Consider the following 26,897-nt stretch of genomic DNA (forward strand, 5'->3'; position numbering starts at 1 on the left):
TCATGCAAACAGAAAAATTAAGACTAGGCATTTTAGGTCTGGGTGAAGGGCGTAGCACCATGTCGGCCGCGCTACAGAGTGCACATATTGAATTGGTACAGATTTGTGACCTCAACGAAGAGCTGGGGCGTAAGCGCATGAAAGAGTTCGACTTTCATCACTATACCAATCAGTATGAGGATATGTTACAGAACCAAGAAATCGAAGCAATAGCTATCTACACGCCCGATCATCTACATGCCACACACATCCGCTTGGCCTTGGAGCATGGAAAGCATGTGGTCTGTACCAAGCCATTTATCGATAACCTTGCGGATGCCAACGAATTGCTGGCGCTCGCTAAAGAGAGCGGTAAGCGCGTTTTCGTAGGACAAAGCTCTCGTTTTTTTGAGCCGATGAAAAAGCAACGCCAGGATTATGAAGCCGGATTGATCGGCGAGCTGATCACCATCGAGGGTTACTACCATGCAGACCATCGTTGGTTTTTAGATAAGCCGTGGTCACTACAGGCTTCTTTTAAGTGGCTTTACGGCGGACTGAGTCATCCTGTGGATTTTATACGCTGGTATCTGCCCGATATTGAAGAAGTTATGGGTTACGGTATGTTGAGTGCCAATGGTCAAAAAGGAGGCCTGCAAAATGCGGACACCATGCATTTTATTTTCAAGGCAGAAGATGGTCGTATAGCGCGGGTTAGCGGTGCTTACACCGGTCCGGTGCAGCCCGTGACGCGCGACAGCGAAATGAGCTGTATCCTGCGCGGTACGGAAGGATGTAGCCAAGCGGATTATATGGATCTGCGTTATGCGATCACCGATAAAACCGGTGAAGAACGAATGCTGACCTGGGAGCATAAACTGAAACATTACTTTCGCTTCGAAGGTAAAAGCCACCACGCAGGCGAATACCAAAACTATCTGGAGTATTTTGCCCAATCCATTCGTAGCAATACGGAAGCTTTTCCTGATATGAAAGAAGGCATCGGAACTGTTGCACTTTTACAGGCGATGGATGAATCCTTACGCAGCGGAAAGCCGGTTAGTCCGAAAGAGCTGTTGCAAAAATACGGGGTTAAACGCTAAGTCGATATGAATAACATCCTGGATAAATTAACCTTTGTCGACTATAGCATCGTTGTTGCCTATTTGGTAGCGCTTTTAGCAATTGGGCTTTTTTCCTCGCGAAAGCGCGCCGAAGGTGCCGCACACTTTCTCGCCGGAAAATCGCTTAGTTGGTACAGCATCGGGTTCAATATGTGGGCGACGAATGTTGGTCCGTCGATGCTGCTGGCCTTCGCTACGGTGGGCTATACAACGGGAATCGTGGCGGTCAATTTTGATTGGTACGCTTTCGTGTTTTTATTTCTTTTAGCCGTAGTCTTCGCGCCACGCTACATTGCTTCTGGCGTGCGTACGTTGCCGGAGTTTATGGGTAAGCGCTTTGGACCGAACACGCAGACAATCTTGGCTTGGTATTCCTTGGTTAAGATGTTGATATCGTGGCTGTCCCTTGGCCTTTTTGCTGGAGGTTTTTTGGTGCGTCAAATTTTAGGTATCCCGATGTGGCAATCCGTAACGGTATTGGTCGCTTTGGCGGGGCTTTTTGCCTACACCGGTGGGTTACGTACGGTTGCCAAGATCAATATCTTTCAAATGATCCTGCTGATTGTTGTTTCCGCCTTGCTTACCGGACTCGGATTGGCGAAGATCGGCGGCCTTGATGGTTTGGTCGCTAGTACACCGGACGGCTATTGGTCCTTGATTCGCCCAGCGAGCGATCCGGATTATCCTTGGTATGCTATTGCATTGGGCTATCCGGTAGCGGCCATTGCGTTCTTTTGTACCGATCAAGCCATGGTGCAATCAGTATTGGGCGCAAAAGATCTGAAACAAGGACAATTGGGTGTTAATTTTATCGCTTGGCTCAAAATTCTCTCCTTGCCTTTGTTTATCCTAACAGGCGTGATCTGCTACATCCTGTTTCCAGGACTAGAAGATCCTTCGTTGGCTTATATGACGATGGTGACAAATCTATTTCCTACGGGGTTGAATGGATTAGTGATTGTGGTGCTGATCGCGGTGCTTGTGGGAACAATTGGCTCTTCGCTAAATTCATTGAGCACGGTGTTTACGATGGATATCTACCTGAAACATATCAACCCGACAGCAGACAACCGCACGATAACGCAAACCGGGCGCTACACCATAATTGTCGGCTGCTTCGCTTCTGTACTCGTTGCTCTAGCTATCGATCAAATCAAAGGACTTAATTTATTTGACGTTTTTCAATCGATTTTAGGCTTTATCGCACCTCCTTTGGCCGTTATTTTCCTCTTAGCTGTGCTATGGAAAAGGACCAACAGAGCTGCGGTCAATACGTTGTTAACTTTTGGCGCCGTATTAAGCTTAGGAACCGGTGTGCTTTACCTGTGGGTATTTCCGAAAGACAGCTACAGCTTTTGGCCACATTACCTGATGCTCTCTTTTTACCTTTTTGTCGCGTTGCTGCTTTTAGGGATCGTGATATCGCTGCTTGTGGGCAAGTCAGCATTCGAGGAGCAAAACCAGATGGCCTACCGCGTCACAATCGAACAACCGCGCCCTGCCGTGAAATGGGCCTGGGGTATTCTTTTTGTCGTCATGATTGGCTTATACCTATTTTTTAAATAACACATAAACTCTATATACCTCAAAAACATATGGCACAAAAAATTCAACTAAAGGGTATCACCTGGGGGCATAGTCGCGGTTTATTGCCGATGGTAGCGACAGCACAACGTTATGAGGAGCTGCATCCGGATGTGAAAATCATTTGGAAAAAGCGTACCCTTCAGGAATTTGCAGATAAATCTATTGAACAGCTTGCCGCCGAATACGACTTGCTGGTTATCGACCACCCTTGGACCGGGCATGCTGCCGCCAAGAAAGTCATCGTTCCTTTTGATGATTATCTAGATCGTACGTATTTGGAAGATCAACGCTTAAACAGTGTAGGCAAGTCTTATGTCAGTTACAATTTCGAAAATAAACAATGGGCATTGCCTATTGATGCCGCAACGCCGGTTGCCGCCAGCCGTCCCGATCTTTTGTCTGCGCTTGGGCTGGCACTGCCACATACGTTTGATGATGTCCTCGCGCTGGCCGATCAAGGTCGTGTAGCTTTTTCCCTCTTGCCAATAGACGTGTTGATGAGCTTTTACATGTTTTGCTGCTCCCTCGGCGAAGCTCCTTGCGAAAAAGAAGAAGAGGTCATCAGTCCGCTAATCGGCAAGCAAGCGTTAAGCCTGTTTAAAGCATTGGCCGATCGCGTGGACACGCGCTTTTACAAAAAAAATCCATTTATGGTATTTGAGGATATGGTCAATAACGACAAGATAGCCTATTGCCCTTTTGCTTATGGCTATTCTAACTATGCGCGGGATGGCTATGCCCGTAAGCTATTGCACTTTCACGATCTGGTAACGCTTCATAATCAGGAACCCATGATCAGCACATTAGGTGGTGCAGGATTAGCGATTTCTGCACACAGTGCGCATGTTGAGATGGCGATGGACTATGCGCAATTTGTGGGTAGCCCGCGTGTGCAGGCTACGCTGTATGTGGATAATGGCGGACAACCGGGGCATCTAAAAGCTTGGCAAGATGCGGAAGTCAACCGGCGCACATCCAACTTTTTTATGAATACGTTGCCCACATTGGAACGCGCTTTTTTAAGACCACGGTATTTCGGACACATGCATTTTCAGGATCATGCCGGTGACGTCGTCGTGGACTATTTAAAAAATGGCGGTGAGGAGCAAGTTGTGCTGGATAAGCTCAATGAAATGTATAAGCAGTCACGGTTAATGGAAGAGCGACATGGATAACAAGCCACTGGAAGGATTAGTCGTGTTGGAGTTCGCCCAGTTTATGGCTGCTCCTACGGCAGGCTTACGCTTAGCCGATTTGGGTGCCCGTGTGATCAAAATCGAGCGTCCGCTCGTGGGCGAAGCTGGTCGTCAGATCGCTATCAAAAATATTTTTGTCGATCAAAGCAGTTTGGTTTTTCATACGATCAATCGGAATAAGGAATCCTATGCGGCCGATCTGAAAAGTGAAGCTGATCTGGCAATCCTTCGGGAGCTGATAAAAAAGGCAGATGTCATCACGCATAACTTTCGCCCCGGTGTGATGGAGAAGATAGGCTTGGATTATCAAGCCGTACAGGAGCTCAATCCTTCGATCATCTACGCAACTGTGACGGGCTACGGCAATGAGGGACCTTGGGCTAAAAAGCCCGGTCAAGATCTTTTGGTGCAGTCGGTTTCAGGCTTAACTTGGTTATCCGGAAGTGCCGCAGATAATCCGGTTCCCTTTGGTCTGGCCGTGATCGATATGTATTGCGCAACGCACTTAACACAGGGCATATTAGCCGCTCTTTTAAAGCGGTCGCGCGCAAAAACAAGTGTATTGGTCGAAGTAAGTTTGTTGGAATCAGCGTTGGATATGCAATTTGAAGTGTTGACCACCTATTTCAATGATGGAGGGCAACTGCCGCAACGTGCCGAAACCCGAGGCGGCGGTCATGCTTACCTAAGTGCTCCGTATGGCGTTTATAAGACTGCCGAAGGCTATCTCGCTTTGGCAATGGGCGATCTGCCTAAGATTGCCGCCGCATTGGGTTTGCCTTCAGCACCTTATTTAGATCGTTCCACGTGGTTTAAAGATAGAGATGTCATTATGCAAACACTAGGTAGCGCATTGCTAGAGGTGTCTGCAAAAATCTGGGTGGAAAAGCTGGAAGCAGAAGGAATTTGGTGTGCGGAGGTGAATGACTACCACGCATTTTTTGCTACGCAGGGATTTGCTGAAGCCAATATGTTGCAACATGTTCAGCTACAAGATGGCGACAATTTGACAACGACGCGCAGCGTTTACCATATTGACGGAGCATATCTGTTTGCGAACAAGCCGGCGCCGCGTGTGGGCGAACACAATGAGAAAATTCGTTTAGATTACCTAAAGCAATAATATGTTACCATTAGCAGATTTTACGATAATTGATTTCAGCCAGTTTTTGTCTGGTCCCTTGGCCAGTTTGCGGTTAGCCGATTTGGGCGCTAGGGTAATAAAGATCGAGAAACCTATCACTGGTGACATTTGCCGACAAATGTATACCTCGGATACGATTTTAAACGGCACATCTACCGTCTTTCATGCCATCAACAGGAATAAAGAAAGTATCGCTTTGAATCTGAAGGATGAAGATGATCGGCGAGTTATCCGTGATTTAGTCGCAAAAGCGGATGTCGTGATGCATAATTTTCGGCCGGGTGTGATGGAGCGCTTGGGTTTTGATTACGCTCGTGTACGCGAAATCAACCCGAATGTGGTTTATGGCGAAATATCGGGTTATGGAACAATAGGCCCTTGGGCTAAAAAACCCGGGCAAGATCTCTTGCTGCAATCGTTGACAGGCATGACCTGGCTGAGCGGCGACGCGCCCAACGGTCCGTTACCGATGGGACTTTCTATCGTCGATATGTTTGCCGGGATGAATCTCGCCAGCGCTGTGCTCGCTTGTTTATACCGTCGTGCGGTGCAAAATATAGGTGCGCATGTTCAAATCAGCATGCTAGATTCGGCCGTGGATATACAGTTTGAAACGGTAACCACTTATTTTCGAGATGGAAAGCAGTTGCCAAAGCGTACCGAAGTAAGTAATGCGCACGCCTATTTGGCCGCTCCCTACGGCATCTATAAAACGGCAGACGGTTTCGCCGCGTTGGCCATGGGTTCCATTCCTTTGTTGGCCAAATTACTGGATTGCCCCGCCTTGGCAGATTTTAAAGATGGTGAGCAGGCTTTTCAGGAGCGCACCGCCATCAAAGCAATATTGGCGAAGCATCTTGTAACGCAGCCTACACGCTTTTGGTTGGACATATTGGAGGCCGCGGATATTTGGTGCGCTGATGTGCTGAACTGGGACCGGTTAACGCAACACGAAGGATTTAAGGTTTTGGAGATGCAGCAGCAGGTCGTCATGGGCGACGGGTTTGCCTATGATACCACACGTTGCCCGATTCGTATTGATGGTGAGCGCTTGACAGCACAGAAAGGTTCGCCAGCTTTGGGCGAACATACCGATAAGATTAAACAGGAGCTATATGGTTAAACTACGTTTTGCTGTTCGCAAGTTTGAGCCGTTCGAGCGTCATTTGGAAGCCTGCTGGAAAGCCTATCAGGAAGCAGGTTTTAACAATGTGGAAATGGAGTTTGTGCCGATGGATTTGGAAGAACTCTATAGCGCTATGTTTACGCACAACGGCCTTCAAAGCGGTGAATGGGATCTTGTTCACCTGAACACAGATTGGTTGGCAGAAGCGTATCAGAAAAACGGTATATCCGAATTAAACAGTTTTCTAGAGGCTGCGCCACCCTCTGGTGGGGCAGCGGCTTGGTCGCCAAGCTTAATGGATATGCAGACTTTCGATGGCAGATTGTATGGACTTCCTTTTCATGACGGACCAGAATGTTTGGTGATACGTAAAGACCTTTTTGAATCAGCTGCCGAACAGCAGCATTTCCGTGCAAGCTATGATCGGGAGCTTACCGTACCGAAGGATTGGAATGAATTTCTGCAGGTAGCAGAATTTTTTCATCGGCCTGATGAAAACCTTTATGGGACGGTCTTTGCGGGCTATCCCGATGGGCACAATGCGGTGTTTGACTTTTGTTTGCAGCTGTGGTCGCGCGGAGGTGAACTGCAAGCTACCGACGGGGCAATCCAACTTCAACAAGCTGCAGCTATACAAGCGCTGGATTTCTACCGAAATTTATTCAAGCGTGGAAATGTGCTACATCCACAATCGCTGTCCTACGAATCCGTGCAGGCTGGAGAGGCTTTTGCAAGAGGAGAGGTCGCCATGATGGTCAACTGGTTTGGCTTTGCTTCTTGGGCACAGATTGATGCGCTTTCCTCGGTACGCGGTAAGGTCGACATTGCAGCCATTCCCGCGGAGGAAGGAATAATCCCACCATCGTTGAATGTTTACTGGCTGTACACACTGGCCGAAGGTAGCCGGCATAAGAACTTGGCTTACGATTTCTTACGCTATGCTGTTTCTGCACAAAATGATAAAAAGCTAACCTTGGCTGGCGGCGTCGGATGCCGCTACAGTACCTGGTTTGAGGCGGAGGTAAACGAGCGAATCGATTTTTACTCAAAGTTGGGACCGTTGCATGAAACCGCCCGAACCTTGCCCCGTTTGGCCAACTGGCCGGCAATTGCGCATATCATCGATGAAATGGTAAACCTGGCTGTACAGACAGAACACACTAGTGGAACACTCTTAGAAGAAGCACAGATTAAGATAAATCTATTAACATGATAACTATTCCCTACAAAGCCGTGTTACCGAAAACGATGTTGCCGATTGTGATAATCGGTGCAGGAGGTATTGTTAAGGATGCCCATTTGCCCGCCTATAAAAAAGCAGGCTTTCACGTTTATGGTATAGTGAACCGCACCAAAGCAAAAGCGGAGGCATTGGCGGATGCCTTTACAATTCCTCACGTGTTTGATACTGTAGAGCAGGCTGTCGCAGAGGCACCGGCAGACACGGTGTACGATATTACGATTATGCCCAACCAGTTTTTGGAAACCCTAGAAGCATTGCCGGATGGTGCTGCTGTACTGATCCAAAAACCAATGGGCGACTACTACGCCGATAGCGAAGCGATTTTAGCGGTTTGTAAGCGAAAAAGACTCGTCGCCGCGATCAATTGCCAACTGCGGCAAGCGCCTTTTGTCAATGCCGCGCGTTGGCTGATCGAGCAAGGGCATATCGGTGAATTGTACGATATGGAAGTTCGCGTTACCTTACATACGCCCTGGGAACTTTTTCCACATGTCATGGTACATCCACGGCTTGAAATTTTATACCATAGCGTGCACTATATCGATTTGATCCGATCCTTTTTAGGGAATCCCAAAAGTGTCTATGCCAAAACATTGAAGCATCCGGCTAAGGAATTATCCTCCAGCCGCACCACCCTGTTGTTTGATTACGGAGATACGATGCACGCCGTCGTGAATACCAATCATGATCACGATTTCGGCCCCGATTACCAAGAAAGTTTCATCAAATGGGAAGGCACAAAAGGCGCTATCAAAGCCAAAATGGGCTTATTGATGGATTATCCGCATGGCGTTCCCGATCAGTTTTCTTACTGCATCAAATCGCCGGAAGGTAAATATAAGTGGATCGATTTTCCGATCGAAGGCTCTTGGTTTCCCGATGCTTTTATTGGAAGTATGGGGAGTTTGATGCGTTTTAAGCTTGGAGAAATTGACGTTTTGCCAGCTGCAGCCGAAGATGTCATCCACACGATGGCCGTTGTTGAAGCAGCCTACAAAAGCAGTGCCGCAGGCGGTGAAAAAATTGACGAGATCGCGTGATCATTTTTCAGATTTCACGCACGCACACGTCAATTTTGACTTTTAACTTTTTGATTTTTACTTTTTAATTTAAAAGACATGCATTTTGAATCTATTTTTTTTGAAGATTACAGCTTAACAGATAAACGCGTCACTTTGGGCCGCACGATAACGGAAACCGACTTTGTCGTTCATGCCGGCCATACCGGCGATTTCTTTCCGCACCATATGGATGCCGAATGGTGCAAAACACAGCCCTTTGGACAGCGTATCGCGCACGGCACCATGATATTCGCTATTGGTATAGGCTTGACGGCCTCGGTCATTAACCCAGAGGCTTTTTCTAAAGGGTATGATCGTCTACGTTTCGTCAAGCCCGTATTCATCGGTGATACCATCCATGCCGAGGTCACCATTTCCGAAAAATCAGATGCTAAAAATCCAGCTTTTGGAACCGTAGTGGAGCATGTGGAAATAATTAACCAACACGGCGAAGTCGTGCTTGTGGCTGATCATATTTTACTGGCGAAACGCAAAGAAGCAGTTTCCTAGCATCTTTTAATAGTTACTATCGAACCCAACTTATGCATATCCATACGAATGAGCCCACAACCGTTGGTCACCATCCATCGAAAGGCTATCTTTTCCCGTTTATACTGGTAGTCTGCCTGTTTTTCCTGTGGGGAATTGCACATAATTTAAATGGTGTCCTTATTCCACATTTGAAGAAAGCCTGCGAACTGGACAATAGCCAATCCGCATTGGTAGACACCTCGGTGTTCTTCGCTTACTTTGTGATGGCGCTGCCTGCCGGCTTTCTGTTGCGAAAATGGGGATATAAAGCATCCATTATTATTGGTTTGCTTGCCTTCTCGCTTGGTGCTTTTCTTTTTATTCCTGCGGCAAACATGCGGATGTATGAACTTTTTCTTATCGCCCTGTTTATCATCGGCTGCGGGCTGGCTGTTTTGGAAACAGCAGCCAATCCTTATGCGGCTGTTTTAGGTCCGGCAAGTTCCGCCACACATCGATTAAACCTGGCGGCCTCGTTCAACGGTTTGGCGGCTATGATGGCGCCAATAATCGGAACCGTGTTTATCCTATCCGGGCGAAGTTATTCGGCAGAGCAGATGGATGCCATGACGGAAACAACACGCCTGACTTACCTCGCCGAAGAAGCCTCGTCCGTGAAATTGCCCTATCTTATTTTAGGGGCGGTATTGCTATTGATTGCGCTGATCTTCGTATTCGTTAAACTGCCGGAAATAAAAGAAGAAGAAAGTGGAACCATACAGAAAACAGGCTTTTTTTCGGCCCTTAAGCATCGGCATCTTGCCTTTGCCGTCGTGGCACAATTTTTCTATGTCGGTGCACAGGTTTGTGTAACTAGCTTCTTTATCCGGATGGCGCAGCAAGGTGCGGGCGTAGATGAGAAAACGGCCGGTTACTATTTGGGGGTATATGGCTTGCTATTTATGGCGGGTCGTTTTGTGGGTACGTTTTTGTTACGTTATACCACAGCAAGCCGGCTCCTTTCCTTGTATGCATGCATATCTATCTTTTTGGCTGCGGTTGCCATATTTGGTTCCGGCATGGTCGTTTTATATGCACTAGGCGGATTGGGATTTTTTATGTCCATTATGTTTCCGACGATCTTTTCTCTGGGAATTGTGGGGTTAGGGAGAGACACCAAACAGGCATCTTCATGGCTGATCATGTCTATCGTCGGCGGCGCTATATTCCCGTTCCTGACAGGAGGAATTATCGATATGGCCAAGGACAATACACAGGTCGGATATATCGTACCGCTGATCTGTTACGCTGTCATCCTGTGGTATGCCCTAAAAGGATCAAAGCCGAGTGCAACATTACATTCTCGGTAGTTAAGCCCAAATAAGGCTGCCAGACTTGAAGTCAAAACTTACAAAATCCTGCAAACGTGCTGTTTGCAGGATTTTGTGTTTTTACGAAAAATCGGTTTTTTCAAAAACTCCCAAAGAAAAAGCGCGTCATTTGTGGCGTGATTATTTAGGGAGTATTGATCCTCGATGAACTGGGCTTTAAAAATGCCACAGGCCAAAGATGATATAGATATATAGAAAAGGCCGTATCGGTAAAATGGTCTTGTTTCGATACATCAGCTTTAAGTCTTAATCTTAAGGTGTAATACTAGGATGGTCGTTTTGCAATTCGCGATTTGCAAATTGCAAAACAAAGTATTATCTTTATTCCATGGGGCGCAAACATAACGGCATGAGACCACAGGATATCGTTATCCTGCTCAAGATCACAACAATGTATAGCAATGATTGGTATCTAAAAGATTTAGCCAATTCGCTGTATGTCAGCAATTCAGAGGTTTCTGAATCATTGGAAAGAAGTGTATATGCCAATTTGATTGATTTCGAGAAGCGCAACGTCCATCGGGGGAATTTGCTGGAGTTTCTTATTCACGGCATAAAATATGTGTTTCCGGCACATGTAGGAATATTGACCAGGGGTGTGCCTACAGCACATTCACATCCCTTTATGCAGTCTTTTATCAGTAGCGAACAAGCTTATGTCTGGCCGTCTTCTTCCGGCTCAGTGTTGGGGCAGGCCATAGAACCTTTCTACGCCAATCAGGTTAAAGCCATAGCGGAAGATGAAGAACTATACCGATTGCTAGCCCTAGTGGATGTGATCAGGGTGGGCAAACTTCGTGAAAAAGCCATTGCAGAAAAAGAGTTGAAAGAACGATTAGCCCATGTCAAATCATACTAATATCGTACGGATCAAAGCCGTAAATAATGCGCTACAAGAGTTACGTCACCATGCGGTCTTCGTAGGAGGAGCTACAATATCTTTATATGCCGACCGACCTGTCTTTGAAGTGAGGCCGACTGATGATATTGATGTGATTGTCGAGATACTTAACTACAAACAGCGCCAGCAATTGGAAGAGCGGCTGAGAGAGATCGGTTTTTCAAATGATGTCGAATCGGGGGTAATCTGTCGATTCAAAATCAGAGGTATCATCGTGGACATTATGCCCACAGATGATCCATCTATAGGATTCCATAATAAATGGTATCCAAAGGGTTATGAACATGCCGAAAATTATACGCTTGATGATGATCAGACAATCCGAATTTTGACTGCCCCCTATTTTCTCGCAACAAAACTGGAAGCTTTCAAAGGACGCGGCGGTGGAGATGGCCGATTGAGCCATGATTTTGAAGACATTGTCTTTGTATTGGAAAACAGAGAAAAACTGTGGGAGGAATTGGAAACTTGTGATGATGGAGTAAAAGCATATCTCGTCGCTGAATTCTCAGCACTCATGGACAATCCTCATATTTATGAATGGATAGATAGCCACGTGGAGCGTGGAAATATCCGCCCACAAACTTCAATAATCATAGAGAATATAAAAAATTGGCTAAACAAATCGATGGACAACTAAGAAGAGGTATTATCTGATTAGAAAAACGAAAATTAAATCAATTTTGTCTATCCTGATTTGAGTTTAACGTCTACCGATAAACGCGCTGTTTTTGTTGTAGATATTTGCTCTCCTATCTCCCACGGTAGCGTTGCGCATGGCAATATCTTATAATACCTGGAGAAAATATTATAAATACAAAATAGCCTTTTCCGGTATGTTTGTAGTTGGTATCGTGCATCAATCGATAAGCAAATAGGACTGCTAACTGAGACAATACGTATGTTCATTGTTCAAAAATAAAACCGTGATCACGCACTTACCCTTGACAAACAAGACATCGGAATGAAAAAAATAATCTTAACCCTAGGTTTCGTGTGTACGGCCATCTTTTTATTTGCGCAGCAAAGCGGTACCTGGATCTGGTATCCGGGCGATTTTGAAGTATGGCTAAGCAATGACATGCAAAACAGGCGAACAGAACGAGGTACCTTTTTTCCGCCTTTTTGGAAAATGGATAGCCATTACGTTTTGGTCGAATTTCATAAAGAATTCGATCTGCAGCAAGAAGAGGAGATTGCTATCTATGCCGAAGGCAAATACAACGTAAAAGTAAACGGCAAGATGCTTCCCGGCATGCCTACCCGTGTAAAGCTGGACAAAGGAAAGCAAAAAATCAATGTCAAGGTGTATAATCAGGCGAAGGTTCCGGCACTGTTTGTCGAAGGTAAACAGGTCAAAACCGATAAGGACTGGTTAGTGACTTTTGAAGATAAAGAGTGGATCGATGAAACCGGGAAAGCTTCCGATCAATCCGGCACCACCTATGTAAAGGCGGGCTACTGGAATTTTGATCAAGCTGCCCAGCGACCATCGACGTTCAAGCTGCCCACGCGCCACGAGGAATCCGTAGCCAGCACAACGCAAGGCAAAGGAACGCTCATAGACTTTGGCAAAAATACCTTTGGTTTTCTAACGCTACATAAATTAAACGGAAACGGAGAGCTAAATATTTACTATGGCGAATCCAAGGAGGAAGCACTGGCTACGGCGACTTGTGAAACACTGGATCTGCTCAGCATCAACCAGCAATCTGCACAAGATAGCACGCTTGATTTGTCGAAGGCATTCCGTTACGTATACATCGAATCTAAAGGCAATGTATCATTTGATAAGGTTTCGATGGAGTATGAATACCTTCCGGTAGAAGACCGCGGTGCATTCAAAAGTTCAGACGAAGAGCTAAACAAGATCTGGGAAGTAGCCAAATATACGATGGAGCTTACCTCTCGAGAGTTTTATATCGATGGAATTAAGCGTGATCGCTGGATATGGAGTGGCGATGCTTACCAGTCCTACGCCATGAACTACTATCTGGGTTTTGATTCGGAAACGGTAAAGCGTACCATTTTGGCGCTGCGCGGAAAAGAGCCTACCGTGAGCCATATCAACACCATTATGGATTACACCTTTTATTGGTTTTTGAGTATCTACGACTATTACCAATATACGGGCGATAAAGAGTTTATTGCGAGTATTTACCCGCGCATGCAATCACTGATGCAGTTTTGTTTGGATCGTCGAAATGCCGACGGCTTGATGCAAGGGCTTTCGGGCGACTGGGTGTTTATTGATTGGGCCGATGGATTAAGCAAACAAGGCGAAGTCAGTTTCGAGCAGTTGCTGCTATGCCGTAGCTTGGAAACCATGACGCTCTGTGCTGACTTGATTGGGCAACAGGACGATCAGAAGCACTACGCAAAGGAAGCAACAAAATTAAAAACCAAGATTTTCGATTATTACTGGGACGAACAAAAAGGCGCATTTGCCCATAGCCGGATCGATGGTAAGCAAACCGGTAATGTAACGCGCTACACCAATATGTTTGCGATATTTTTCGATTACCTTTCTGAGGCGCAGCGGACAGCGGTAAAGGATAAGGTATTGTTGAACGATGCCATTCAAAAGATCATGACTCCCTACATGCGCTACTATGAGCTGGAAGCACTTTGTGCGCTCGGAGAGAAGGATTATGTGATGAAGGAAATGAAAAAATATTGGGGTGGGATGTTAAAACTGGGAGCAACGACCTTTTGGGAAGAGTACAATCCCGACAAAAAAGGCGCAGAGCATTATGCGATGTATGGACGCGAATTTGGAAAAAGTCTTTGCCATTCGTGGGGCGCTAGCCCGATATACCTATTAGGGAAATATTATTTGGGCGTAACGCCTACAGCCGCAGGTTACGAAAAATATACGATCGAACCTTATTTGGCTTCCTTGGAATGGATGGAAGGGAAAGTGCCAACACCTCAAGGCGATATAGCAATCCATGTATCTAAAAAGAAAATCAAGGTGCAATCACCCATCGGAACGGGGACGCTGCACATCAAAAGTAAGGTTTTGCCACGATGCAAACAGGGAACAGTAAAGAAACTGGAAAATGATACGTACAGCGTGGAATTGAAAAAAGGAATCAGCTATGAAGTGGATTATGAAGCGTAGTTTATCGGTGTATTTGGCAAGTATCTTCAGCTTGCTAGCGCTTAGCATTTCCTCGCGGGCACAAACAGTCGATGGGAAGCCGGCCGTTATTCCACCGGTGCCGGATGGCGTAATTGCGTCTGCGTGGGAAAATCCCATGATTACCTCCATCAACCGAGATCCCGCACGCACAACGGCCTATTCCTATGCATCGGTAGAGGCAGCGCTCAAAAACGATCGAGCAAACAACGATAGGTTACTGTTCCTTAATGGCGAATGGGATTTTAAATTTGTCTTCAAACCTGCCGATGCGCCTAAAGACTTCCATTTGCATGAAGTCAAGGGATGGGACAAAATTCAGGTGCCCTCCAATTGGGAAATGAAGGGCTACGATATTCCGATTTACCGATCGGCGGTTTATCCTTTTCAACCCATCGATCCGCCAAGAATACCGACAGACTACAATGCTGTAGGATCTTATCAGCGCAGTTTCGAACTGCCTAAAAATTGGGAGGGGATGAATATCACCTTGCATTTTGGTGGTGTGATCTCTGCCTATCATCTGTGGGTGAATGATAAGTACGTCGGCTATGCCGAAGATTCCTGCCTGCCTTCAGAATTTAACGTAACACCCTATCTGCATGCCGGTAAGAACCGGATATCGGTGCAGGTGATCCGCTGGAGCGACGCTTCTTATCTGGAAGATCAGGATCATTGGCGCATGAGCGGCATACACCGGGAGGTGTTTCTCATGGCCGAGCCGAAGGTGCGTATTGCTGATTTTCATTGGCAGGCGAAACTGGATGAAAACCACCAAGATGCCATTTTTTCTTTACGCCCGAAGATCGATAACTTCTCCGGAGATAGCATCCGCGGCTTTGTCGTCAAAGCGCAACTCTATGATGCCACAAATCGTCCGCTTCTAAAGAAAGATCTCCAAAAGGACGCCGATCAGATCTTTAATGAGATCTATCCACGATTGGATAACGTGAAGTTTGGGCTACTGGAAACTACGATTTCAAATCCAAAGAAATGGTCGACCGAAGATCCGAATCTGTACACCTTGGTGCTCAGCCTCTACGATAAAGACAATAAGCTCTTGGAAGCGAAGAGCTGTGTCGTCGGTTTCCGCGATATCGCCTTCTCCCCAAAAAATGGAAAGCTGCTCATCAACGGTAAAGAAACCTATCTCTATGGCGTAAACCGGCATGACCATCACCCCGAGCGGGGGAAGGCTTTGACGCGTGAAGACATGGAGGCCGATATCCGGCAAATCAAACAGTTTAATTTCAACGCCATCCGCACCTCGCATTATCCCAATGATCCGTACATCTACGAGTTGTGCGATCGATATGGACTGATGGTGATGGACGAGGCCAATCTGGAAACACATGGTCTTGGGGGTAAATTAATGAATGATCCGGTTTGGCTTGCCGCGCATATGGAGCGTGTAACGCGGATGCTAGAGCGCGACAAGAATCATCCATCGATCGTCATCTGGTCGTTGGGCAATGAGTCCGGACGCGGGCCTACGACTGCGGCAATGGCTGCTTGGATCCACGATTTTGATATCACCCGACCGGTACATTATGAACCGGGCATGGGAAGTCATCAGCTTCCGGACTATATCGATCCTTCGGATCCGCGTTATCCAAAATCTAATGATCATGCCCATCGTCTGCAAAATAATAAAGATCAGTATTACGTGGATATCGTATCGCGTTTTTACCCGGGTATATTTACTCCGGAACTTTTGCTGAACCAGCAAAACGGCGATAAGCGACCTATTTTGTTTGTTGAGTACTCCCATTCTATGGGAAACTCCACGGGAAACATCAAGGACTTTTGGGATATCTTCCGTGCACATCCGCGACTCATCGGCGGCTTTATTTGGGATTACAAAGACCAAGCGCTTGTTCGCGAAGATTCCGTCTATGGGAAGGTACTGGCTTATGGCGGCGATTTTGGTGAAAAGGTACACAATGGATCCTTTAGTTTGAACGGCATCGTCGATGCTTGGAACAGACCCAAAGCGGCGATGTATGAAAATAGGCGCATATACCAAGCAGCCGAGGTAACTCTGCTGGAACCGGAGAACGCACGCATAACGATAAAGAACCGCTCTAGTTTGTTGAACTTGGATCATTACCAAGCAGTATTGCAGGTCCGCGAGAACGGAAGCGTTGTGCGTGAGATCAACCTACCGTCCATCAACCTTGCTGCCGGCGATAGCCTGCAAATGGATCTGCTTCCGTATATTCCCATAAAACGGGTAGCGGAAAAAGAGTACCAGTTGGATGTGCAATTTCGGTTGAAAGAAAATGCCGCTTGGGCGGCTAAAGGTTTTGTAGTTTCCTCTAGCCAGCTCCGTTGGCAGGAAGTGCAAGGTTGGCCAACGGTAACGAAGAATAAAGGCAAAGCTTTGCAGCTGCAACAGCAAGATAGTCTATATCGCGTATTAGGGCAAGATTTCGAGGCCGCTTTTAGCAAAAAATCGGGCGCATTGACACAATTTGTTTATAAGAACGAGACGGTTGTAAACGGCGATTTGCTGCCTAATTTTACGCGACCAGCAACCGACAACGACCGCCGTGGATGGAAGCCGCAACTGAAACTTAAATATTGGTACAATCCTGTTTCGTTCGAAGATATAGCCGTAAAGGAACATGCTGACAGCATGAGCGTGGAAAGCCGCTACCGTTTGTCTGGGGATTCTGCACAGCTACATGTGCGCTATACGGTTTATAAGGACGGAACTGTCGGCGTCGATTATCGCTTGCATACGACAGCGCAGCTGCCCAACATTCCAAAGGTCGGGATGCAACTCGGCATTAATCCGCAGTTTGACAGTATCCAATATTACGGATTGGGCGCCTTGGAAAATTACGCCGATAGGGCCTATGGTTTTGATTTAGGTGTTTACAGTAGCAACATCGACGATTTTATGGAACCCTACCTGTATCCGCAGGAAAACGGAAACCGAATGGATGTCCGCTGGTTTAGCCTGCAAAACAAAAAGTATGGTCTGATGGTAACGGGCAAACAGCCTTTGCAAATGAGCGCTTGGCCTTTTTCACAAGCGCAGATCAGCCAGATAAAACACTGGTATAAGTTGAAGAAGGAGAGCCGCATTACGTTAAATATTGATTACCTGCAGATGGGCATAGGAGGAAATGATACGTGGACAGATGTATCGCAGCCTTTAGAGAAATATCAGATTCCTGCTAAAGATTATCAGTATTCTTTCCGTTTGAAACCATTTGAAGTAGGCAAAAAGTAAGTTACCCATGAAGATAAAAAGCTATATACTGGGATGTCTGCTGTGTTGCATATCGACGCTTAATGCGCAGATTAAAGGTATTCCGGCCTCGCTGATCGCCTTGGACGAGCAGTCCTATCAACAGGCAAAACCTTGGGTCGTTTGGTATTTTATGCATGCCAGCTACTCCAAAGAAGGCATTACGGCGGATTTGCAAGCCATGGCGGCAAATAATATTGCAGGGGCGTACTTTACGCCCATCAAAGGAAAGACCGATCCACCCTTGTTCGAACCGGCTATCGAAACGTTGACGCCCGAATGGTGGGAAATGTTCCGCTATTTGGTAAGCGAAGCAAAGAAATACAATATTAAGATTGCGCTTTTTCCAAACGATGGTTTTGCAACGGCTGGAGGTCCTTGGATTACAGCAGATAAGTCTATGCAGAAGATTGTGGCAGCAGATACGGTTGTCTCGATCGATGGATCGTCCAAAGTACGTATCAGGTTACCCGATCCTGAGCGAAATGAAAGTTATTATCAAGACATCAAGCTATATGCCATCTCGCAGCGACAGCGGTACAAAAGTAGCGAGACCAATATACCCAAGGTGAGCAATAGCTATGGCGAAGATCTGCAGCGCTTGGCTACTAAAGGAAACAAGCAACATTTTGCAAGCTCCCAACCGGGCTGGATACAATATGAGTTTGACGAACCTTTTGCAGCAAATGCACTCAAGATCGAGTGGAACGCATCGAATTACCAAGCAAACCGCTTACAGGTTTTGGTGAGCGAAAATGGTAAAGACTTCAAACTGCTGACGCAGCTGCAATCGCCTCGGATGGGTTGGCTCGATTGGGACAATGGCGTTACGCATACCTTGCCGCAAACGAAGGCGAAATTCTACCGTTTCGTGTATGACCCCAAAGGCTCGCAGCCGGGAGCAGAAGATCTGGATATCGGCAAATGGAAGGCTTCGTTGAAGCTGTTGGGCATTACGCTCTTTGAAGAAGCCAAGATCAATCAGTTTGAAGGAAAAACGGGCGAGATCTGGCGCGTTTCGCTACCCACATCGCCTACCGATATCCCGAAAGAAAAAATTATCCAAGCACAAGACGTTCGGATACTTCCTGCACCATCCGCCAGTGGCGAAATAGAACTGGATTTACCGAAAGGATTATGGAAAATTCTTCGCGTAGGGCATACCAGTACCGGTCACAAAAATGAAACTGCCGGTGCCGGAAAAGGATTGGAGTGTGATAAGCTCGATGCCGAAGTCGTGGCCTTTCAGTTCGAACAATGGTATGGAAAGGCAAAGCAAGCTGTGGAGCCGAGCTTGTCGAAAGAGGTACTGACGGTATTTCATATCGATTCTTGGGAATCGGGAAGCCAAAACTGGACAAAGCGCATGCCTGAAGAATTTAAAAAACGAAACGGTTATGCCTTGCAAGACTATTTGCCTGTGCTGGCGGGCTATGTCGTAAACAGTGTGGAAGCCTCCGAAGCATTTTTGCACGACTATCGCGAGACAATTGCTGCTTTATTGCTGGACAAAGGTTTTGGAACCTTGCGCCGAATGTCAGATAAATATGGCGTGGAACTTACAGCGGAAACGACGGCTCCCGTCATGACCAGTGATGGGCTTTCCCATTTTAGTTTAACCGATCGCACCATGGGCGAATTTTGGTTCAGAAGCCCGTCGCACGATAAACCCAACGATGTATTGGATGCCGTATCTGGTGCACATATTTACGGCAAGAATGTCGTGATGTCCGAAGCGTTTACGCAGATTCGGATGCAGTGGGACGAGCACCCACGGTTACTAAAGCCCGTGCAGGATCTAAACTATGCCTTGGGCGTAAATAATTTGGCTTACCATGTGTATGTGCACAACCCCTGGATGGATCGCAAGCCCGGCATGACCTTGGACGGCGTGGGGACTTACTTCCAGCGCGATCAAATCTGGTGGAAGCCGGCCAAAGCTTGGGTTAATTATGCCATCCGTACCCAGCAGTTGCTTCAACAAGGTAAGCCGGTGCGTGATGTGGCGGTATTTATCGGCGAAGAAATACCACGAAGGGCGCTTTTGCCCGATCGATTGGCCGACGTATTGCCCGGCATCATTGGTGCAGATCGTGTCGCTCGTACGGCTACAAAATTGGCCAACGAAGGACAACCTTTGCAGAAAATAGCAAGCGTGACGACCTCCGCTAATATGTACAATCCGGTAGATTGGATAGATCCGCTACGCGGATATGCGTATGATTCTTTTAACCCACATGCATTGCTACAGGGCGCAAAAGTGGTTGATGGTGCAATCCAGTTTTCAGACCATATTGCCTACAAGCTATTGGTCGTGCCGGGTAAGCACCTGTTGAATCCGAACCCGGAAGCGAGCTCACTGGCCGTGCTTTCGAAATTTGCCGATTTGGTGGAAGCTGGAGCGACGATCTTGTTCCAAACCAAGCCCAGCAAACTCAATGGAATTGTGACAGCACCGGATTCAGCTGCTTTTCAGACGCTATTGGGACGCTTATTTGATGAGATGCATACAGATCATGGTTTGCAGGTCAAAAGCCTGGGGAAAGGAAAGGTTTATTTAGGCGCCTATGAAGGAAGCGATTTTAACGCGTTAGGTATTGCGGAAGATCTGATTATCGACAGCAAGAAGAACGAAACGATTGCTTGGAACCACCGACATTTAGATGGAATCGACAGCTATTTCTTGAGCAATCAGGATAGTTCAGCGCGTGAAGTAGCGCTTTCTTTCCGCAGAAAAGCGGCCCATATTTATTTGTATGATGCGGTAAGTGATAAAATACGTGCTATAGAAACAAGAAATGACGATGGCCGTATTGCCGTTTCCATAGATTTTGCTCCTCATCAATCGTTGTTTATACTCTTGAGCGACAAACAGCTAGATCTGCCGGTTTGGAAAGAACAACGGGCCGAAACTTTAAAGGGCAAGTGGACACTGCAGCTCGAAGGGCAAGAGGCCAAAGTAATGGAACAGGGAGTTCCTGCATTTTGGACGGAGTCAGATGAAGAAGCGATTCGCTACCATGCGGGCAAAGGAACCTATTCCTTGCGCTTTAAACAGTCCAATACAATAAAAAACAAGCGCGTAGTACTTCGCTTAGCGGATGTAGAAGGTATGGCCGAAGTACTATTGAATGGAAAGGAAGTGGGCGTAATTTGGGCAAAACCTTATGAGATGGATGTCACTGATTACTTGAAAAAAGGTGAAAATCTATTGGAAATCAACGTTTATCATACTTGGGGCAATCGATTTGGCTATGAAGAAAGTGGCAAGGCCGAGCAGCAGATGATACAGACGACGGCGACGCCAAAATTTCTGAAAGCGTTACAACCGGCGGGATTAGCAGGAGATGTGCAGTTGCTTTGGTTTGAAAAAGGGGAAAAATAGATTTTTTACAGGGAAGGATAAAAATGATCAATAAAAAAATATACGGTATAGGCCTTGCGCTGCTCTGTTTAAGCAAGGGACTGTCCGCGCAGGAGCGTGCGATAACCAACACGAGTTCTAGCCCATTTGCGCTACAGAAGGCTGTGGATATGGGCGATGTAACCTGGACAAAAGGATTTTGGGCCGATCGGACGGCAACATGCTACCAGCACATGGTGCCCAATCTGTGGGAGGTTTACACGCGGGCAGATATCAGCCACGCTTATCGGAATTTTGAAATCGCCGCTGGAATTGAACAAGGCGAGCACAAAGGCCCTTCCTTCCACGATGGCGATTTTTACAAAACGTTGGAAGCCGTTTGCGCACTCTATGCACAGACGAAAGATAAGAAGCTGTTGCAGATGATCGATCAGGTGATCCCGGTCATTGCTAAAGCGCAGCGCGCCGATGGCTATATCTATACCAAGGCAACGATCGATCAGCGCAATGCTGGAACGAACATCGAATTTCAGGATCGGCTGAGCTTTGAGTCGTATAATATTGGACATTTGATGACTGCCGGATGTATCCACTATCGCGTCACGGGGCAGCGTGATCTACTGGATATTGCCATAAAAGCGGCCGACTACCTGTATGGATTCTATAAAAAATCCAATCCAACCTTGGCACGCAATGCTATCTGCCCTTCGCACTACATGGGCACAGTCGAACTCTACCGGACGACCAAAGAGCCGAAATACCTCGAGTTAGCTAAACATTTGGTGGATATTAAAGGCGAGATTGCAGACGGAACGGATGATAACCAGGATCGCATTCCTTTCCGCGAGCAAAATAAAGCAATGGGACATGCCGTCCGCGCGAGCTATCTGTATGCTGGCGTAGCCGATCTTTGTGCCGAATTGCAGGATACCACATTGAGTAATCGACTTTTTAATATTTGGAATGATGTCGTGCAACATAAAATGTACATCACAGGTGGATTGGGTGCCTTGTATGACGGTACTTCCCCTGATGGTACATCCTACGATCCAGCGGAAGTGCAAAAGATACATCAAGCTTTCGGTCGCGACTATCAGCTTCCTAATTTGACCGCACATAACGAAACTTGTGCCAATATTGGAAATATGCTGTGGAACTGGCGCATGACCAACTTGACAGGCGATGCCAAATATATGGATGTATTGGAGTTGGCGCTCTATAATTCGGTGCTGTCCGGTATAAGTTTGGACGGTGATAAATTTCTGTATACCAATCCACTTAGCTTCTCCAATGCTTTGCCGTTTCAACAGCGCTGGTCGAAAAAACGTGTGCCCTATATTTCGCTTTCGAATTGCTGTCCACCGAATGTTGTACGGACAATTGCAGAGGTCGCCAATTACGCATACGGTCTGTCCGAAAATACAGTTTGGGTGAACCTCTATGGCGGCAACGTGTTGAATACAAATATTCAAGGTAAAGCCATTAAGATTAAACAGCAGTCCAATTATCCTTGGGATGGTGACGCCACTTTTACCGTAGAGGAAGTCCCTCGCGATTACCGGTTGAAATTTCGCATTCCGGGTTGGGCATCTACTGCCGAAATAAAGAAAAACAACCAACCGACCGCTTTTAAAATGGAAAAAGGATATGCGATCATTGCAGAACCAATAAAAAAAGGCGACCAATTCAGTCTACACCTGCCAATGGAGGTGGAATTTATGGAGGCAAATCCATTGGTCGAGGAAACACGTAATCAGTTAGCTGTAAAACGGGGTCCTGTCGTTTATTGCCTGGAGCAAGCAGATTTAGCTGATGAACAAGATCTTTTTGCATTAAAAATCAAGACCGCAGAACGATTTGAACCGGTTCATGATGCCGTGTTGGGACAGGATTTGGTATTCTTAGAAGGAAAGGCATATACCGACGATGCTGGGGAATGGAGTAGTCTATACCGTAAGCTGTCTAAAGATGAAAAGAAAGCCGTGTCGGTACGGCTTATTCCGTATTTTGCTTGGGGGAATCGGGAGCATGGCGATATGTCCGTTTGGCTTCCGGTTCGATAAACTAAGTCCATCTAAAATTTTAAACTGTTTCGCGTGAAAAATCTACTAACCCTTCAGTTACTTTTTTTGTCGGTATTATTGAAAGCTGAAATTCGTCTCGCGGCTATCTTTACCGATGGGATGGTTTTGCAGCAGCAGAAAGTGGTGCCTATTTGGGGCTGGGCCAAACCCTTATCTGTCGTTAAGATCCGCACGTCTTGGGATAATAAGGCCTATCAGCTGAAAGCTGATAAAGAAGGCAAATGGCGCCAAGATGTGCAAACAGCAAAGGCCGGAGGGCCGTATACGATCGGCATTTCAGCAGATACGAATATCACGCTAACGGATGTATGGCTAGGTGAGGTTTGGTTGTGTGCTGGTCAATCCAATATGGAGATGCCTTTGAAAGGATATCCTGCGCAGCCCATTGTCGGTAGTACCGAAGCGATACTAGATAGTGAAGATCAGCAATTGCGCTTATATACCGTTCCCCGAAACACACAACTGAAGCCGGCAGCGGATAGTAAGCCTTCCTTATGGAAAGTAGCAAGGCCGCAAACGGTCGCCAATTTCAGTGCGACGGCGTACTTCTTCGGAAAACGCTTACGGCAACAACTCCATGTACCTGTAGGTTTGATTGTGAGCAGTTATGGCGGTTCCAATGTAGAAGCTTGGATGGATGCCGCTTGGCTTGCCGATCAACAAGACATCACGATACCGCAGCAGGAAGAAGGACTAAAAGATAAGAATCGCGTGCCGACTATGCTGTATAACGGCATGATCCATCCGCTGATAGGATTTGGAATAAAAGGAATGATATGGTATCAAGGGGAGTCTAATTATGAGCGTCCAGATGTTTACGAACATCTTTTTCCACGCATGGTAGAAAAGTATCGAACGTTGTGGAATGCGCAAGAGATGCCTTTTTATTTTACGCAAATAGCACCTTTCCATTATGCTAGTTTACCTCCATTTCATGTTGGATCCAAATACAATTCGGCCTATTTGCGCGACGCGCAACGGAAATCTTTAAGACATATTCCACATAGTGGAATGGCCGTGACATTGGATTTAGGGGAAGAAAATTGTATCCATCCTGCGCGCAAAAAGGAGGGTGGCGAACGTTTAGCCTTACTGGCTTTGGGCAGTAATTACGGCTTCGACGCTGTCGCTTACCGTAGCCCGAGCTTCGATAGCCTTTCCATTGATGGCAGTACGGCCGTACTTCGTTTTCAAGATGCGCCCTTGGGGCTCACCTCATTTGGCAAACCAATTGCAACAGTTGAAATTGCCGGAGCAGATAAGGTCTTTTACCCGGCAACAGCCCATATACAAGGAAAAGTAGTTGTGGCTTCTTCACCGCGTGTCTTGCATCCTGTAGCCGTGCGTTACGCATTTAAAGATTTTGTTGTCGGTGATTTATTTGGTGTTAACGGTCTTCCGGTAAGTTCGTTTCGTACGGATGATTGGTAATGCAAAACGTCGTTTTAACCCTGTGCGCATGAAGTTCATATTGTATTGTTTTTCTGTTGTTATCGTATGCTTCCTCTCACCTGTTGAGCGTTTGCAGGCGCAATCATTTGCTTGGGAAAATTACAACGTTCGTTGGACAAGCCCAAGTAAAAATTCATCGGAATCGATGCCTGTAGGTGCTGGCGATATCGGCCTGAATGTGTGGGTAGAAAATGGCGATGTCCTGTTTTACCTAGGCAAGAGTGGTGCTTTTGATGAAAATAATACCTTACTGAAACTGGGACGTGTGCGGTTGAACATATCACCGAATCCATTTCAAGGCGTAACGTTCCGGCAGGAACTGCTGCTAGAGAAGGGGCAGGTAGTTATTGCCGGGCAGAGCAATGGTGTCAAAGCCGAGTTGCTCCTTTGGGTGGATGTCCACGCACCCAATGTGCATGTTGAGTTAAAAACCGATAAGAAGGTGGAGCTCGTAGCAACCTATGAAAATTGGCGCTACAAAGATCTTTATCCGCAAAAAAAGGAAAACAATGCCAACTCGTGGAAATGGGCGCCGCCGAAACCGGTGGTAACGCATCGGGACAGCATCTCTGCAATATCCAACGGTCTGCTGTTCTTTCACCAAAACAAACCGGAAACAGCCTTTGATATTGTCGTTGGACAGCAAAAGCTGGAATCGGTAAAAGACTCGCTCTTCAATCCGCTCTACCCCCTCATCTCGGGAGGCATCTTGCGGGGGCAGCATATGCTGTTCGATGGCTATCACCACGGACGCTATCTAGACACCGACTTTATGGGCTGGCGCCTAAAAAGCAAGAAGGCATCCACGATACATCGGCTGCAGGCGACTTTGTTGGTACGCCAAGCTGCCGAGCTGACCGACTGGAAAAAGGAAGTAGAACAACAGGTTGAAGCATGGAGCACGTTGCGTCAAGTGAAACAAAAGGCCGAAAAATGGTGGTCAAATTTTTGGTCGCGCAGCTATATCGCCATCAATCCGTCAGCTGAGAATACCACAGACGCGGCATGGCAAGTCGGGAGAAACTATCAGCTTTTTCGCTACATGCTAGCCTGTAACGCCTACGGCGAATATCCAACCAAGTTTAACGGTGGACTGTTTACCTATGATCCTTCTCGCGTGGAAAGCAGCTTTACCTTCACACCAGACTTTCGAAATTGGGGCGGGGGGACGCATACCGCGCAGAACCAACGCTTGGTGTATTGGCCGATGCTGAAAAGTGGAGACTTCGATATGATGGAAGCGCAGTTTAAGTTTTACCAGCGCATACAACGGAATGCCGAATGGCGATCTAAAGTCTACTGGGGGCATGCCGGCGCAAGCTTTACCGAACAGCTAGAAAATTTTGGGCTGCCTAATCCAGCTGAGTATAACTGGAAGCGGCCACAGGATTTCGATCCGGGACTGGAATACAACGCTTGGTTGGAGTATCAGTGGGATACGGTACTGGAGTTTTGTATGATGATGCTTGAAACCCATAACTACGGAGGCCAGTCGATCAAAGGCTACCTACCTTTTGTAGAAAGCTGCATCCGTTTCTTTGATGAGCATTATCAATATCGCGCGCGACAACGGGGAAGCAAAATACTGGATCAGGATGGTCATCTTGTTTTTTATCCTGGATCCTCGGCAGAGACCTATAAAATGGCTTACAACGCGTCAACCACCATCGCAGCACTGCAACAAGTGACCAAACGCATGCTCGCCTTGCCCGCTCAAGACCTCGAAGAAAAACAACGTGCCTATTTCGAATCCTTTCTCAAAAAGATACCGCCATTGCCTACGCGCACATTGGATGGAAAAGCAATGCTGGCTCCTGCGCAAGTATGGGCTCGTATAAATAATACGGAGGCACCCCAACTCTATCCGGTATTTCCTTGGGGCATATATGGTGTGGGGTTACCAAATATCGAGCTGGCAAGAAACACCTATTGGCATGATCCTGATGTGCAGAAGTTTAGGAGCCATGTGGGCTGGAAACAGGATAACATCTTTGCCGCTCGTCTCGGTCTGACAGTAGAAGCCAAGCGATTGACCCTGTTAAAGCTATGCAATGCCGACCGCCGTTTCCCGACATTTTGGGGTCCAGGATTCGACTGGGTGCCCGACCATAATTGGGGGGGATCAGGCATGATTGGCCTCCAAGAAATGCTACTGCAAACGGTGGACAGCCAAATTTTATTGTTCCCTGCTTGGCCAGAAGGCTGGGATGTAGATTTCAAACTGCACGCTGGTCGACAAACCACGGTAAGCGGAAAATTACGTAACGGAAAGCTGATTGAACTGCAGGTGTTCCCTGTCGAGCGGAAGAGCGATGTGGTCAATATGCTGGAAGAAAAAGAATACAACATGTAGGGTATAGATGGACCGAGAAA

Annotated in this window: 17 protein-coding genes; all 17 read left to right on the forward strand. The window is 46.8% G+C overall.

Annotation, left to right across the window (positions count from 1 at the left end; all coding sequences use genetic code 11):
- Positions 1-2: 2 nt before the first annotated feature.
- Positions 3-1,082, forward strand: coding sequence for a Gfo/Idh/MocA family protein (locus tag IE165_RS16740; protein WP_189627798.1), 1,080 nt, complete (start codon positions 3-5; stop codon positions 1,080-1,082).
- A 6-nt stretch (positions 1,083-1,088) separates the two neighbouring features.
- On the forward strand, positions 1,089-2,669 hold the full coding sequence (locus IE165_RS16745) for a sodium:solute symporter family transporter (protein ID WP_189627799.1): 1,581 nt from the start codon (positions 1,089-1,091) through the stop codon (positions 2,667-2,669).
- Positions 2,670-2,698: 29 nt separating this feature from the next.
- Positions 2,699-3,865 carry an ABC transporter substrate-binding protein gene (locus IE165_RS16750; RefSeq protein ID WP_189627800.1) on the forward strand — a complete coding sequence of 389 codons (1,167 nt, stop codon included), beginning with the start codon at positions 2,699-2,701 and terminating at the stop codon, positions 3,863-3,865.
- Positions 3,858-5,009, forward strand: coding sequence for a CaiB/BaiF CoA transferase family protein (locus tag IE165_RS16755; protein WP_189627801.1), 1,152 nt, complete (start codon positions 3,858-3,860; stop codon positions 5,007-5,009). Before IE165_RS16750 ends, IE165_RS16755 begins: the two co-directional genes overlap by 8 nt.
- A gap of 1 nt (position 5,010) precedes the next feature.
- Positions 5,011-6,153, forward strand: coding sequence for a CaiB/BaiF CoA transferase family protein (locus tag IE165_RS16760; RefSeq protein ID WP_189627802.1), 1,143 nt, complete (start codon positions 5,011-5,013; stop codon positions 6,151-6,153).
- Positions 6,146-7,369: an extracellular solute-binding protein gene (locus IE165_RS16765; RefSeq protein WP_189627803.1), complete on the forward strand. Its 1,224-nt coding sequence runs from the start codon at positions 6,146-6,148 to the stop codon at positions 7,367-7,369. The genes IE165_RS16760 and IE165_RS16765 overlap by 8 nt, the downstream gene beginning before the upstream one ends.
- Positions 7,366-8,439: a Gfo/Idh/MocA family protein gene (locus IE165_RS16770; protein WP_229826612.1), complete on the forward strand. Its 1,074-nt coding sequence runs from the start codon at positions 7,366-7,368 to the stop codon at positions 8,437-8,439. Before IE165_RS16765 ends, IE165_RS16770 begins: the two co-directional genes overlap by 4 nt.
- 78 nt (positions 8,440-8,517) lie before the next feature.
- Positions 8,518-8,970 (forward strand): MaoC/PaaZ C-terminal domain-containing protein, encoded by a 453-nt coding sequence (locus tag IE165_RS16775; RefSeq protein ID WP_189627804.1) that lies wholly within the window; start codon positions 8,518-8,520, stop codon positions 8,968-8,970.
- Between the two features lie 32 nt (positions 8,971-9,002).
- Positions 9,003-10,301, forward strand: a complete 1,299-nt coding sequence (gene fucP / locus IE165_RS16780) for an L-fucose:H+ symporter permease (RefSeq protein ID WP_189627805.1) — start codon at positions 9,003-9,005, stop codon at positions 10,299-10,301.
- A gap of 370 nt (positions 10,302-10,671) precedes the next feature.
- Entirely contained in the window at positions 10,672-11,181 is a 510-nt protein-coding gene (locus IE165_RS16785; protein ID WP_189627806.1) for a hypothetical protein, read from the forward strand.
- Positions 11,165-11,863 (forward strand): nucleotidyl transferase AbiEii/AbiGii toxin family protein, encoded by a 699-nt coding sequence (locus tag IE165_RS16790; RefSeq protein ID WP_189627807.1) that lies wholly within the window; start codon positions 11,165-11,167, stop codon positions 11,861-11,863. The genes IE165_RS16785 and IE165_RS16790 overlap by 17 nt, the downstream gene beginning before the upstream one ends.
- A gap of 324 nt (positions 11,864-12,187) precedes the next feature.
- On the forward strand, positions 12,188-14,347 hold the full coding sequence (locus tag IE165_RS16795) for an alpha-L-rhamnosidase-related protein (protein WP_189627808.1): 2,160 nt from the start codon (positions 12,188-12,190) through the stop codon (positions 14,345-14,347).
- Positions 14,325-17,606, forward strand: coding sequence for a glycoside hydrolase family 2 TIM barrel-domain containing protein (locus IE165_RS16800; protein ID WP_229826613.1), 3,282 nt, complete (start codon positions 14,325-14,327; stop codon positions 17,604-17,606). Before IE165_RS16795 ends, IE165_RS16800 begins: the two co-directional genes overlap by 23 nt.
- Positions 17,607-17,613: 7 nt before the next feature.
- The gene (locus IE165_RS16805; protein ID WP_189627809.1) at positions 17,614-21,009 is read left to right on the forward strand and encodes a glycosyl hydrolase; all 3,396 of its coding nucleotides are present in this window, start codon (positions 17,614-17,616) and stop codon (positions 21,007-21,009) included.
- A 23-nt stretch (positions 21,010-21,032) separates the two neighbouring features.
- Complete coding sequence (locus IE165_RS16810) at positions 21,033-23,051, forward strand: aceric acid hydrolase (protein ID WP_189627810.1); 2,019 nt, start codon at positions 21,033-21,035, stop codon at positions 23,049-23,051.
- Between the two features lie 33 nt (positions 23,052-23,084).
- Positions 23,085-24,503, forward strand: coding sequence for a sialate O-acetylesterase (locus IE165_RS16815; protein ID WP_229826614.1), 1,419 nt, complete (start codon positions 23,085-23,087; stop codon positions 24,501-24,503).
- 28 nt (positions 24,504-24,531) lie between these two features.
- Entirely contained in the window at positions 24,532-26,877 is a 2,346-nt protein-coding gene (locus IE165_RS16820) for a DUF5703 domain-containing protein (RefSeq protein WP_189627811.1), read from the forward strand.
- Positions 26,878-26,897: the final 20 nt, after the last annotated feature.

Origin of the sequence: Sphingobacterium griseoflavum, assembly GCF_014653155.1 — a bacterium.
Classification (GTDB): domain Bacteria; phylum Bacteroidota; class Bacteroidia; order Sphingobacteriales; family Sphingobacteriaceae; genus Sphingobacterium; species Sphingobacterium griseoflavum.

Bases quoted from the DNA above. Each gene is read 5' to 3' on its own strand.
- IE165_RS16740 (WP_189627798.1), top strand. From the start codon at position 3: ATGCAAACAGAAAAATTAAGACTAGGCATTTTAGGTCTGGGTGAAGGG.
- IE165_RS16745 (WP_189627799.1), top strand. From the start codon at position 1,089: ATGAATAACATCCTGGATAAATTAACCTTTGTCGACTATAGCATCGTT.
- IE165_RS16750 (WP_189627800.1), top strand. From the start codon at position 2,699: ATGGCACAAAAAATTCAACTAAAGGGTATCACCTGGGGGCATAGTCGC.
- IE165_RS16755 (WP_189627801.1), top strand. From the start codon at position 3,858: ATGGATAACAAGCCACTGGAAGGATTAGTCGTGTTGGAGTTCGCCCAG.
- IE165_RS16760 (WP_189627802.1), top strand. From the start codon at position 5,011: ATGTTACCATTAGCAGATTTTACGATAATTGATTTCAGCCAGTTTTTG.
- IE165_RS16765 (WP_189627803.1), top strand. From the start codon at position 6,146: ATGGTTAAACTACGTTTTGCTGTTCGCAAGTTTGAGCCGTTCGAGCGT.
- IE165_RS16770 (WP_229826612.1), top strand. From the start codon at position 7,366: ATGATAACTATTCCCTACAAAGCCGTGTTACCGAAAACGATGTTGCCG.
- IE165_RS16775 (WP_189627804.1), top strand. From the start codon at position 8,518: ATGCATTTTGAATCTATTTTTTTTGAAGATTACAGCTTAACAGATAAA.
- fucP (WP_189627805.1), top strand. From the start codon at position 9,003: ATGCATATCCATACGAATGAGCCCACAACCGTTGGTCACCATCCATCG.
- IE165_RS16785 (WP_189627806.1), top strand. From the start codon at position 10,672: ATGAGACCACAGGATATCGTTATCCTGCTCAAGATCACAACAATGTAT.
- IE165_RS16790 (WP_189627807.1), top strand. From the start codon at position 11,165: ATGTCAAATCATACTAATATCGTACGGATCAAAGCCGTAAATAATGCG.
- IE165_RS16795 (WP_189627808.1), top strand. From the start codon at position 12,188: ATGAAAAAAATAATCTTAACCCTAGGTTTCGTGTGTACGGCCATCTTT.
- IE165_RS16800 (WP_229826613.1), top strand. From the start codon at position 14,325: ATGAAGTGGATTATGAAGCGTAGTTTATCGGTGTATTTGGCAAGTATC.
- IE165_RS16805 (WP_189627809.1), top strand. From the start codon at position 17,614: ATGAAGATAAAAAGCTATATACTGGGATGTCTGCTGTGTTGCATATCG.
- IE165_RS16810 (WP_189627810.1), top strand. From the start codon at position 21,033: ATGATCAATAAAAAAATATACGGTATAGGCCTTGCGCTGCTCTGTTTA.
- IE165_RS16820 (WP_189627811.1), top strand. From the start codon at position 24,532: ATGAAGTTCATATTGTATTGTTTTTCTGTTGTTATCGTATGCTTCCTC.